Here is a 12,686-nt window from a genome sequence, read left to right as displayed (position 1 = left end):
GTTTTACTGCGACCTGTCATCCGCGCGCTTTTCGTCAGTTCTTTTCTTCCGACCGATGACCGATATTTCCCGAACCGATACGGCATCGCCCGGGGCTTCGCTCCATTCCTACCGGCACCTTCCGCCACCAAACAGGGCCAAGACCTTCGCCCTTCGGAATCCCGACCCACAAAACAATATTCTACGCCACAAAATCGTATTTAATTTCAGTATCGCTCCTCACTCTAAAATTCCGTTTTATCTTTACCGATTATTTTTCTACCGCGACTGCATGACATCGAACACCCCGCACGCCTTTTACGCCGAAACAGCCGCACGGCATACCGCATGGCTCAAGAAAGAGCAGCAGAAACGAAACCTTGTCACCGCGCTGCGCATCGCCGCCTTCGCGGTGCTGATTTGGGACATCTACGGCATCATCGCACTTGACAGCCGTTTTTGGATCGGCGCGACAGTGGGTACTCTACTTGCCTTTATCGTACTCGGTGTGATCGACAACCGCCTGGTCCAGCGAATCCGTTACCACAAAACGATGATCGACGGCTGCCGGACCGAATCGGAGGCCCTGGACAACCGTTTCGACACGCTGCCCACCGGCGAGGAGTTTGCCGACCCGACCCACGCCTATGCCGCCGACCTCGACCTTTTCGGCGAGGATTCGCTGTTCCGACGCCTCAACCGGACCGTCACGTCCGACGGAAAGCGCAGTCTGGCGGCATGGCTGCTACACCCCTGCCGCGACGCCGACGAGATCCGTGCCCGGCAGGAGGCTTCCGCCGAGCTGGCCGCCATGCCCGAATGGTGTCTGCGGTTTCGCACGGTCGGGACGCTGGGCCGTAAAAAACAGGGCGAAGGCCCCGACAACGAAGCCTGGAATCGTTTTTTGGCCGAGCCTGAAATTTTCGGCAGTCCGGTATGGTGCTGGCTGCCCGGCCTGCTCCCGGTACTGACCATCGGGGCATGGAGCCTGACCGCCTTCGGAATGGAGCGCTTCACCTGGCCCGCCGTACTGCTGTCGCTCGCCCAACTCGGAATCGTGGGCGCATACGCTAAACGGGTGAGCCAGATGCAGCGCCGTCTGGACGCCTTTCTCGGCATGATGGGCAGCTATACCGGGCTGGTCCGCCAGCTGGCCGAGACCGAATTCACCTCCCCGATGCTGCGACTCCACCGCGACCGCATCACGTCGGACAACGGCGGTGCCCTGCCGGCATTCCGCCGATTGGAACGCATCCTCGCCGGGCTGGAACAGCGGGCCAACCTGCTGGCCGAACTGGTGACCAACGCACTGTGGATGCGCGACGTGCATCTGGTCCGACGGCTCGAAAAGTGGCGCCGCACCTACGGCACGAAGATCGGCGAATGGCTGGAGGCCGTATCGGTGGCCGACCGGCTGGTGAGCCTGGCCACCTTCCGGTTCAACCATCCGGAATACACCGTACCCGAAATCACGGACAACCGGCTGCTCGAAGCGCATGCCGTCGGCCACCCGATGTTGCCCCGTGCGGGGATGGTCACGAACGACCTGACGGTACGCGACCTGCACGAATTCTTCGTCGTGACCGGCGCCAACATGGCCGGCAAGAGCACCTTCCTGCGCACGATCGGTGTCTCGCTGGTAATGGCCCTCTCGGGGTGCGTCGTCTGCGCCTCGCGGTTCCGCTGCCGCCCGATGGCGCTCTTCACCAGCATGCGCACAACCGACAACCTCTCGAAGGGAACCTCCTATTTCCACGCCGAACTGCTGCGCCTGCAACAGCTGGTGCACACGGCCGAGCGCGAAGAGCGGCTCTTCATCATCCTCGACGAGATGCTCAAGGGGACCAACTCGCAGGACAAACTGAACGGCTCGCTGCGTTTTCTCGAAAAGCTGCGGGGGCTGCGCGTAGCAGGGCTCGTCGCCACGCACGATCTGGCCCTGGGCGAGCTTCAGGAACGCTTCCCGGCGAATTTCCACAACGTCTGCTTCGAGATCGACCACCAGGGCCGCGAAATTGTCTATGACTACAAGCTGCGCCCCGGTGTCAGCCGCAACATGAACGCATCGATTCTGCTCGAACAGATGGGCCTAATCGGATAGGGCACACAACCGGAATCGGTCAAAAAGCCTCTGCCGCCATACACCACCCCCTTGACGAAAGAAATAAAGAAGTCATGCTGCCCTGAGCAGCATGACTTCTTTTTATAACCAATCCGGAGCACTCCGCCCCGCCATATGTTTTAAGCTACAACCATAGGCTTGCACAACGCCACGGTACGCCACACACCCTCTTTCGGGAGGGATCGCCGGCACGACCGCCGCCATACCCTTTGACAAACCGCTATCCGCAGCAGCCGGACGAACAGCCGTCACATCCCTTGCCACGACGCCCCGAACCGTCGGAGCATCCACAGCCGCAACCGCCCTTACGTCCACGCAGCCGTCGCACGAGGCCAACGACCACCAGCAGGGCGCACACGATGACGATCACCAGCACAACGTTATCCTGACTCATGGCCTACCCTCCGAAAACACGCGACCCGATCTGGAAGATCAAACAGGAGACCACCCAGGCAAGTCCCGTCGTGTAACATACCGTGAACAGAGCCCATTTCCAGCCTGCCTCCTTGCGAATGGCGGCAATGGCGGCAATGCAGGGGAAATAGAGCAGAATGAAGACCATCATACCGAAAGCGACCAGCGGCGTATAGACCGGTTCACCCGCCCGGGGGCCGGAAGTATAACGCTGCTGCTGGAGGCTGCGCACCAACTGTCCATCGACTTCGGCCGATTCGGCCTCGACCGCCTCGTCCGGAAGCGGTGCGGCAACCGGCGCAAGGGCCACCGTGTCGGCAGACGACTGGACGGGCGTGTTGAGCACGGCCATGGTGCTGACCACGATCTCCTTGGCGGCCAATCCGCTCAGGAGGCTCACGCCGATCTTCCAGTCGAAACCGAGCGGACGGATCACCGGCTCGATGGCGTGGCCGAGCCGACCGATATAGGAGTTTTCGGCCTGCCATTCGGCAGCCATTTCGGGCGAACTTTCCATAGTGGCCTGTTGTGCCTCGGTCGGACGGGGATAGTGTCCCAGCGCCCAGATCAGCACCGACGCCAGCAGGATCACGGTCCCCATCTTACGCAGATACTGCGACCCCTTGCTCCACATGTGACGCAGAACGCTCCGCCCGGTGGGGACCCGATAGGGCGGCAGCTCCATCACGAACGGCGCCTCCTCCTTGTAAAAGAGAATCCGTTTGAGCAGCAGCGACGAAAGAACGGCCACGACAATCCCGATCAGGTAGATCGACATCAGCATCAGCCCCTGATAGGCCGTGAAGAAGGCCGAAATCAACAGCACATAGACCGGCAGTCGTGCCGAACAGGACATGAACGGAATAATCAGCATGGTCAGAATCCGGTCCTTGCGGCTTTCGAGCGTACGGGTGGCCATGATGGCCGGCACGTTACACCCGAAGCCCATCAGCAACGGAATGAACGACTTGCCGTGCAGCCCGATGCGGTGCATGAAGCGGTCCATGAGGAATGCCGTCCGGGCCATGTAACCGGTATCCTCCATCAGCGAGATGAAGAAAAAGAGAATCAGAATCTGCGGCAGAAAGACTATCACACCCCCCACGCCGCTGATGACCCCGTCGACCAGCAGGTCGCGAAGCGACCCTTCGGGCATCACGCCGGACACCCACTCGCCGAGCCACTCGACCCCGCTCTCCATCCACCCGGCCGGGATTTCACCCAGCGAGAAGGTTGCCTGGAACATCACCCACATCAACAGCAGGAAGATCGGAAAGCCCCAGATCTTGTGGGTCATGATGCGGTCGATCCGGGTTGCCTTGCTGTTTTTGTCCACCGTACCCGGCGTGAAGGTTTCGCCCAGCGCCCCGGCGATAAAGCCGTAACGGGCACCGGCAATGACGGTCTCGGCACGGTCGTGGTAGAAACGCTCCAGACGCGCCGTCTCACGCTCGACAGCCGCCCGGATCGCTTCGAAGTTGGAGGTCGAAGCCAGCAACCCCAGCGTATCCTGGTCGCCTTCGAGCAGTTTGATGGCCAGGTAACGCGACGAATAGTGGGCCACGATGTCGCCATCCTGCCAGATCAGATTTTGCAGCACGGAGATGCTTCGTTCGATATCTTCACCGTAGTTGATATGGATGTGCCGCATGGTGGGTTCGTTGTCTTCGAAAGCCGCCACGACACAGTCGAAGAGCCGGTCGATCCCCTCCCCCTTGGAGGCGACGGTCGGCACGATCGGAATCCCGATCATCCGCCCCAGCGCCTCGTAGTCGAAACGGGCACCGCTGGCGACCAGTTCGTCGTACATGTTCAGCGCAATGACCACCTTGAGGTTCATGTCGATCAGCTGGGTGGTCAAAAAGAGGTTGCGCTCCAGATTCGATGCATCGACCACGTTGATCACCACGTCGGGCATCTGCTCCAGGATGTGACGCCGCACGTACAGCTCCTCGGGCGTATATTCGGTGATGGAGTAAGTTCCGGGCAGGTCGGCCAGCCGCAGGGTGTAGCCCTTGTGCGAAGCAGTGGCCTCCTTGGCCTCGACCGTCACGCCGCTGTAGTTTCCGACCCGCTCGTGCGAGCCGCTGGCCAGATTGAAGAGCGATGTCTTGCCGCAGTTGGGATTGCCCACCAGCGCCACGTTGATCGTGCGGCTGGCGGCATGACGGAACCGGTTGTTCGTCTCGTCTTCGAGCACCACCTGTGCTTCAGGCTTGCCGAACACATCGCCATCGGCCGTGGTCACCTCGATCAGGTCGGCCTCGCTCCGCCGCAGAGCGATGTGGTACCCCATGATTTCGTACTCGACGGGGTCCAGCAACGGCGCATTCTTAATCACCGTCACCCGCTTGCCGCGAATGAATCCCATTTCGGTGATTCGCTTGCGGAACGAACCGTGCCCCCGCACTTTGGTAATGATACCGCTTTCGGCGGTGGAGAGCTCCGACAAACGCCGGCATATTGTCTCGTTTTCCATAGTATTTACAACTGAAGACAAAGATACACATTGAGAACCGCAAATGCACAGTCCACGCGATATATCCACTGCGGACCAATCTACCTCCCAGCTCCGGAAGTTTCACACCCTTTCCCGAGTCACTCTCCCCCGCACGGTTCATCGGTCGAACGGGCCGTCGTGTTCTCCGTCTCGGAATGCAAAAGTAGCGGATTGTAACGAAACGTGTTATCCCATCTTATGGGGATATTCCGGGACCGGTCGCCACACCCACTCCCCATATGTGGGGAAAGGGGCTGCGAAATTTAACTTTTACTTAACCTGGCCCGCGATTTGTCGTTATTTATTTGTAACTTACCTTTGTGGTAAGAAAAGAAACCGGATTCATTTATGTTGTACAACAGAGAACTAAGCTGGATTTCCTTCAACGAACGCGTCATGCAGGAGGCGCAGGACCGCAGCGTCCCGCTGCTGCAACGCCTCCGTTTTTTGGGTATCTACTCCAATAACCAGGACGAGTTTTTCAAGGTGCGCGTGGCCAACCTCGAGAGGATGACCCTGCTGCGCGGCACCCGCACCAAAGAGGTGCAGGGAGGCGATACCCCGGAAGTACTGCTGAGCAAGATATACGACCGCCTCAACGGGCTCCAACAAAGCTTCGAAAAGACCTACGCCGAGATACTGACCGAGATGGAGAGCTACGGCATCTTCATCGTCGACGAAACCCGGCTCACCGAGCAACAGGCCGCCTTCTGCCGCGACTACTTTGCCGACACGATCAGTCCGCTGCTGGTGCCGCTGATGGTGCGCAAGAGCACCAAGCTGCCCTTCCTGCGCGACGGCCGCATCTACCACGCCGTGAAGATGACCGGCTGCGGCAAGGGGCTCGGCAGCATCGTCCGCTACGCCGTGATCGAGATCCCCAGCACCGCCACCCTTCCGCGGTTCATCGTGCTGCCCGCCTCGGCCGAAGGACGCACCGAGATCATCTTCGTGGATGACATCATCCGGCTGTGTCTGGACGAAGTCTTCTTCATGTTCGACTACGACCGCATCGAAGCCTACGCCTTCAAGTTCATGCGCGACGCCGAGATGTCGCTCGACGACGACGTCACCAAGAGCATCATCGAAAAGATGGAACAGGGGATCGACAAACGCCGCCACGGCCGTCCCGTGCGGATGGTGTACGACAAGGCTATGCCCGCCGACCTGCTGGAGACCATCACCTCCAAACTGGGCCTCAAGCCCGGCGACAACGTCAGCCCCGGCGGCCGCTACCACCTGATGCGCGACCTGATGAAATTCCCCAAGGTCAACCCCGACCTGGAATACCACAACCCCGCCCCGCTGCGCCACCCCGCCATCCGGCCCTTCTCGAGCATCATCGACGTCATCCGCCGGCAGGACATCCTGCTGAACTACCCCTACTACACCTTCAACCACTTCATCGACTTCCTGCGCGAAGCGGCCATGGACCCCAAGACCGTCAGCATCAGCATGACGCTCTACCGCACGGCCGACCGCTCGAAGATCATCCGCGCACTGATCAACGCCGCAAAGAACGGCAAGAAAGTGGTCGTCTTCATGGAGCTGCTGGCCCGTTTCGACGAAGAGCGCAACATCGAAAACGCCGAAACGCTGCGCCAGGCCGGCATCAAGGTGATCTACGGCATCGAGGGACTCAAGGTACACAGCAAACTGGTGCTCGTCGAGCGGCGCGAAGGGTCGAAAACCCGAGGCTACGTCCACATCGGCACCGGTAACTTCAACGAAAACACAGCCTCCATCTACAGCGACTTTTCGCTCTTCACCGCCAACCAGCAGATTGCCGACGACGCCCGTCAGGTCTTCGAATTCCTCCAGACCAGCTACAAACACATGGACACCCGTCTGCTGCTGGTATCGCCCTTCAACATGCGCAAAAGCTTCGAAGAGCTGATCGACACCGAAATCGAAAATGCCCGCAAAAAGAAGAAGGCCTACATCTACGCCAAATGTAACAGCCTCACCGACGAGAAAATCATCCAACGACTCTACAAGGCCAGCGCGGCAGGAGTCAAGGTTCGCCTCATTATCCGCGGTGCCTGCTGCCTGATGCCCGCCCAGGAGGAGATCAGCGAAAACATCCGCGGCATCAGCATCGTGGACAAATACCTCGAACACGCCCGCCTGTTCATCTTCTGCAACGGCGGCAAGGAAAAAGTTTTTATCGGCAGCGCCGACTGGATGACCCGCAACCTCAACCGCCGCGTGGAGGTCATCACCCCCATTCTGGACAAAAAGATACAGGCCATTCTGCGAAAAGTCTTCTCGATCCAGTGGCACGACAACGTCAAGGCCCGCGACCTGCAAGACCCCCTGGCCAACCGTTACCGCGGCGACCAGCAGCAGACCCCGCCCGACGAGCTGATTCGCTCGCAGACAGCCCTTTATGACTACTACGCCTCACTGGAATAGACCACGCACATCGCCCAGCCGGTCTTCCCGGCACCAGCGTTTCCAGCGGAGCCATGCCGCGCAACACCCCGTTTCATCCGGTCCCGCGAGGCCGGATGAAACGTTTTAAGCCCACCGAAACTCGTAAATTTTCCGTAAATTAGTCCGGAGAAACACCGCATACACCTATGAGTACCTACACCTTCGGAGCCATCGACATCGGTTCCAACGCCATACGCCTGCTGATCACCACCGTCGAAGAGTATCCCGATCAGGTCGAATTCAAAAAGACCGCCTTTCTGCGCGTCCCGATCCGCCTGGGCGAAGATGTCTTCACCCGCGGCGAAATCTCGACCGAAAAACGGGAACGGATGTGCGAAGCAATGGCCGGCTTCTCGCACATCATGAAGGCCTACGGCGTACAGGACTACCGCGCCTACGCCACCAGTGCCATGCGCGAAGCCAAAAACGGCCCGGAGATCACAGACTACATCCGACGCAACAGCGGCATCGGGATCGAAATCATCAGCGGCCAGCTCGAAGCCGACACCATCTTTGCCAACGGCCTGGTGGACATGCTCGCCGCCGACAAAACCTACATGTACGTCGATGTGGGAGGCGGCAGCACCGAAGTGATCGTCTACAGCAACCGCACCAAGGTAGCAGCCCGTTCGTTCGCACTGGGCACCGTGCGTATGCTCTCCGACGCCGTCGACAAGGACGAGATGAAACGGTTTAAAAAGTGGTTGGCCGAAATGGGCAAGAAATACCAGCCGTCGACCATCATCGGATCGGGCGGCAACATCAACAAGGCCCAAAAACTGCTGAACAAAAAGGACAAGGAGAGCATCACGCGCCCCGAACTGGACATGCTCTACCGCTACATCAAGAGTTTCAGCTTCGCCGAGCGGGTACACACCATGCGGCTGGCGACCTATCGGGCGGACGTGATCGTTCCGGCGATGAAAATCTTTTTGACGGTATGCAGCCAGTGCAACATCGAAGAGATCCTCGTTCCGAAGATGGGGCTATCGGACGGCATTATCCGAACACTCTACGCCCAACACGCGACACAAAACAGCGCTCAAAACCCTTCGAAAGCATAACACCGCAAACAACAGGTTACCGGTCGGATACCCCTTCGGTGTTTCCGACCGGTAACTGTTTTTAACACCTCCTACAAAAGGAAAGAAAGTCCCGCCAACCACCATTCACCGGCACTGGACTGCACAGATAAAATACCCTAGACACCTACGGTCGTCGGCAGGTTCCGAGGCGTAGCGAGAAGTCCTTGGAGTGGATTCCAGCCGCCGAGGCCACCACCTCGCCATCATACAGCCTCTGCCGGCACATTCGACCTCGATACCCACGCCAACCAACTTACTCAACAACCCGTTTCAAAGGAGCAAATAAAGGGGTGTTGCGTCCATGCAAAACGCACCGGCCATTCAGTCCTTTCCCCCAGCAAAAATACATCCGATTCCCACAAGACACGGAACAATCGACAGAAATGAAATATCAACCTTTGAGATAATACCACCCAGAGAATACTGTACGAAGCTGACACGCCCCGCCCCGGCCAACGGAATACGATGAAAAAAGAAAAGAGTCGTCCACTATCCCGTAGGACGACTCTTTTAAGCCTGGAGCGGAAGACGAGGTTCGAACTCGCGACCCTCAGCTTGGGAAGCTGATGCTCTACCAACTGAGCTACTTCCGCAAACGAATTTTCGGATCGATCGCCCTCCGAAAACTTCACGCACTGAATGCTGGCGCAAGCCGGAGTTCCCGAAAAGGGAGCGAAAAATACGAAAAGCAATGTGGGCGGAGATGGATTCGAACCACCGAAGGCGTACGCCAGCAGATTTACAGTCTGCCCCATTTGGCCACTCTGGTATCCGCCCGAAAGAACTATGTATGATGACAGCCGGCCCTGTATTCTGTCTCTCTTTCCATCTCTCCTTCCCCCTCTCTCACTCTCTTCTCGTTGCTCCCTCTCTTACCCCTCCTCCTTTCTCTCGCCCCCCGGCTCGCTCACCATAGGTGAGCCGATGGAGGGATTCGAACCCCCGACCAGCTGATTACAAATCAGCTGCTCTGGCCAACTGAGCTACATCGGCGTTTTTGCGAGTGCAAAGATAGGAAAGAAAAGTATATCCGCAAATCCCAAGCCCGAAAAATTCTCAAAAAAGCGTACATTTGTGGTCAGAAAGGCCCCGCGCCTGCTGAATCCGTATCCAAATCACCCAATCCACCCATGGCATCCTCGAACTTCGTAGACTACGTCAAGATTTACGCCCGCTCCGGCAACGGCGGTCCCGGCTCGTGCCATTTTCGTCGCGAGAAATACATCGAATTCGGCGGTCCCGACGGCGGCGACGGCGGTCGCGGCGGCCACGTGATCCTGCGCGGCAACAGCCAGTACTGGACCCTGATCCACCTCAAATACCAGCGCCACCAGATGGCCGAAAACGGCGAAGGAGGCAGCGGCGCCAAAAGCCACGGCCGCGACGGCAAAGATATCATCCTCGACGTACCGCTCGGCACCGTGGCCAAAGACGCCGAGACCGGCGAAGTCGTTGCCGAAGTGACCGAAGACCGCCAGGAAGTGATCCTCGTGCGCGGCGGCCGCGGCGGACTCGGCAACTGGCACTTCCGCACCGCCACCAATCAGGCCCCCCGCTACGCCCAACCCGGCGAGCCCATGCAGGAGGGATGGTTTATTCTGGAACTGAAAGTGCTGGCCGACGTCGGACTGGTTGGTTTCCCAAATGCCGGCAAATCGACCCTGCTGTCGGTCGTATCGGCCGCCAAACCCAAGATTGCCGACTACGCCTTCACCACGCTGGAGCCCAATCTCGGCATCGTCGAAGTGCGCGACGGACACTCCTTTGTGATGGCCGATATCCCCGGCATCATCGAAGGCGCCCATGAAGGTCGCGGCATCGGCACCCGTTTTCTGCGCCACATCGAGCGCAACTCCGTGCTGCTGTTCATGGTTCCCGCCGACACGAAAGAGATCGTGCGGGAATACAACATCCTGCTTAACGAATTGCGACAGTACAATCCCGAAATGCTCGACAAACGGCGGCTGCTGGCCGTCACCAAGAGCGACATGCTCGACGAAGAGCTGACCGAGGCACTGAGTCAGGAACTCGATGCAGCCCCCGAATTGCGCGGCATTCCACGCCTATTTATCTCCTCCGTAGCTGGTCTGCACATTCGCGAACTGAAGGACATGCTTTGGTCAGCCTTGACCGAAGAGTAACCCCGCTGTGGAATTTACACCCAGCACAAGCGAGTAACGGCCCGTTCTGCTATCATGCAGAACGGGCCGTTACACTTTATCCATCTACTCAATGTTTCTTATCGAGCAACTCTCACCTCGGACTTTCCGCTTCGGACAGCAACTCCGCCCCAAAAACGCGTTCCCCAAACACGGGAGAAGACAATTCCACATCACCATCGACGCACCTGACCCGCAACCGAAGACTCCATAAAACCTTCCCCATTAAAACATCCACAGTCGCCCGTGTTGTTCCCCCACACCACACAGCCTTTAAAATCCGGCAATCCGCGGGAACAGATCCAGACCGGTCAACCGTTCCACGCTGTCCACTGTCACCTCGAAACGGTCATAACTTTTACCGGCCAACTCGCTGGCACTGTTGGGCATCACATAGGCTTCGCCCCGGAAATCATCGCCCCGACGCAACGCCACCGCCTTGAAAAAGAGCCGCGGCACCGCCACCCCGTCACCGATCGACTTCGGCGAGCGATCCACCACCGTTCCCACCACAACGTACAACGTATCGTAATCGGCCGTCAGCCGACGCAACCGTTCCTCGAGCACCTTCCACGCTCCGCGGTTCAGTTTCGGCAACTGGGGAGCCATGTTGGAGTAAAGAAAAGTCGCCCGATTGGCCTCGACCGAAGATTTCCGGTCGGCCGAAGGCAGCAAATGGCCCCGGTCGTAACCGCTCCCCTTGTAATCGGCATTCGTAGCCGACGGCCATCCGAACCGGGCCAGACGGGGATCCTCACGAAAGGCATCACTACGGTCCGCTCCGCCCGCAACGTCGCTGCGCGTGAGTTTGTAGGCCACCCACTGCGACACCTTGCACGACGGCCGGTAGAGAAACGTGTAGCGCCCCACCTCGTTGTAAATCAACGTATCGTTACGCCCCACGGCCGGAAGTTCAAGTCCGCCGGGCAATACTTTTCGTTCGCTCTTCGAGGAGACAGAACCTCCATCTGTCGGTCGCGCGACAGCTTTTCCTTCGGATCGCGTGGTGACCTTCTCCTCCGTCCGTGCTGCGGTTGCCTCTGCCGGACGCGCAACCCGTTCAGCCCGCTGCTGCATCGGCGGAGCCCCGGGCAGAAAACGGTGGGAACAGGCGATCGCAACGATGGCCAGCACCAGCCAGACCACCGTCCACACCCACACGCGACGTGGAATCTTTCCCCGCCGTTTCGGACGTCTGTTATGTCGAGCGTTGCGTTTCATGCGGCATAAAGATACAAAAAATCCCCGCCTCGGTTGGGCCGTTGCCGACCCTGCCGGAAGCAGGAATCACTCCTGACGCACCGTATGCACCGCCACTACTAACGCCAGATCGAGCAGATCCGGTTCAGCATACGCCGCGTCATGATTTTGTTATTCAGGAAGCTGACAATGTAGCCCGTAGCACACGCCGCGATGACCGACCCTTCGCGCACCCCTTCCACGTAGCGGGTAAAGAGCAGCGAGAGAATCACAGCCAGCAACACCAGCGTAACATCGAAACGCACCTTGCATTTGCCGAACTCCAGATTATACCGCTGCGAAGCGTATTTGACAAAGGCTTCAGCGCTCATCATCGCCACGCGGGGTTTGATTTCGAGCACCACACCAATCGCCTGCACAACGCAACCGGCCGCAAGTATCGCCAGCGACATCGGATAGCTGGTCGGCTGCAATCCACTGGTCAACACCATATTGAGATCGATAAAGGCCGCAAAGACGAACGAAAAGGGAATCTGCAACAGGATCTCAACCGTATCCTGTCGGCTACGACGCTCGCGAAGCAGCCAGAACTGGCCGATAATCAGCAACATGTTGATCAGAAACGTACAGGTACCGAGCGACAACGGACTATTAATGCTCACCACATAGTTAACGCTCGAAATGGGCGTAGTTCCCAGTGCCGACCGCACGATCAGCACCACGCCGGCCGACAGGAAATAGAGGCCGACCACAAACATCGAATAACGCCAAAGATTTTCTTTCCAATTCAT

Annotated in this window: 8 protein-coding genes and 3 tRNA genes; 4 read left to right on the top strand and 7 right to left on the bottom strand. The window is 58.5% G+C overall.

The window, feature by feature from the left end; genetic code table 11:
* Positions 1–271 precede the first annotated feature (271 nt).
* Positions 272–2,080: a MutS-related protein gene (locus BQ5379_RS09620; RefSeq protein ID WP_071135228.1), complete on the top strand. Its 1,809-nt coding sequence runs from the start codon at positions 272–274 to the stop codon at positions 2,078–2,080.
* A gap of 241 nt (positions 2,081–2,321) precedes the next feature.
* On the opposite strand, the gene BQ5379_RS11250 is transcribed toward BQ5379_RS09620, so the two are convergent.
* Together BQ5379_RS11250 and feoB are read right to left on the bottom strand one after the other, a co-directional pair.
* Positions 2,322–2,495: a hypothetical protein gene (locus tag BQ5379_RS11250; protein ID WP_162841068.1), complete on the bottom strand. Its 174-nt coding sequence runs from the start codon at positions 2,493–2,495 to the stop codon at positions 2,322–2,324.
* 3 nt (positions 2,496–2,498) lie between these two features.
* Positions 2,499–4,994 carry a ferrous iron transport protein B gene (feoB, locus tag BQ5379_RS09615; protein ID WP_071135227.1) on the bottom strand — a complete coding sequence of 832 codons (2,496 nt, stop codon included), beginning with the start codon at positions 4,992–4,994 and terminating at the stop codon, positions 2,499–2,501.
* A gap of 369 nt (positions 4,995–5,363) precedes the next feature.
* Between feoB and ppk1 the strand changes: the two genes are divergently transcribed.
* Positions 5,364–7,430 (top strand): polyphosphate kinase 1, encoded by a 2,067-nt coding sequence (ppk1, locus tag BQ5379_RS09610; RefSeq protein ID WP_071135226.1) that lies wholly within the window; start codon positions 5,364–5,366, stop codon positions 7,428–7,430.
* A 167-nt stretch (positions 7,431–7,597) separates the two neighbouring features.
* Entirely contained in the window at positions 7,598–8,515 is a 918-nt protein-coding gene (locus BQ5379_RS09605) for a Ppx/GppA phosphatase family protein (RefSeq protein ID WP_071135225.1), read from the top strand.
* Positions 8,516–9,053: 538 nt separating this feature from the next.
* Here BQ5379_RS09605 and BQ5379_RS09600 read toward each other — a convergent pair.
* The 3 genes from BQ5379_RS09600 to BQ5379_RS09590 all read right to left on the bottom strand — a co-directional run bounded on the left by BQ5379_RS09600 (position 9,054) and on the right by BQ5379_RS09590 (position 9,529).
* Positions 9,054–9,129 (bottom strand) — tRNA-Gly (locus BQ5379_RS09600).
* Positions 9,130–9,230: 101 nt separating this feature from the next.
* Positions 9,231–9,313, bottom strand: a tRNA-Tyr gene (locus BQ5379_RS09595).
* A 142-nt stretch (positions 9,314–9,455) separates the two neighbouring features.
* Positions 9,456–9,529, bottom strand: a tRNA-Thr gene (locus BQ5379_RS09590).
* Positions 9,530–9,666: 137 nt separating this feature from the next.
* On the opposite strand from BQ5379_RS09590, the gene obgE reads away from it, so the two are divergent.
* The gene (obgE, locus tag BQ5379_RS09585) at positions 9,667–10,677 is read left to right on the top strand and encodes a GTPase ObgE (RefSeq protein WP_071135224.1); all 1,011 of its coding nucleotides are present in this window, start codon (positions 9,667–9,669) and stop codon (positions 10,675–10,677) included.
* A 291-nt stretch (positions 10,678–10,968) separates the two neighbouring features.
* Here obgE and BQ5379_RS09580 read toward each other — a convergent pair whose 3' ends face one another.
* Both BQ5379_RS09580 and BQ5379_RS09575 read right to left on the bottom strand, forming a co-directional pair.
* Positions 10,969–11,916: a DNA/RNA non-specific endonuclease gene (locus BQ5379_RS09580; RefSeq protein WP_083377698.1), complete on the bottom strand. Its 948-nt coding sequence runs from the start codon at positions 11,914–11,916 to the stop codon at positions 10,969–10,971.
* Positions 11,917–12,014: 98 nt separating this feature from the next.
* Positions 12,015–12,686: a YczE/YyaS/YitT family protein gene (locus BQ5379_RS09575; protein ID WP_071135222.1), complete on the bottom strand. Its 672-nt coding sequence runs from the start codon at positions 12,684–12,686 to the stop codon at positions 12,015–12,017.

This window comes from Millionella massiliensis, assembly GCF_900104655.1.
GTDB lineage: Bacteria > Bacteroidota > Bacteroidia > Bacteroidales > Rikenellaceae > Rikenella > Rikenella massiliensis.
Note: the sequence above shows the minus strand (reverse complement) of the source record. Positions and strands in the feature narration are given on the sequence as shown.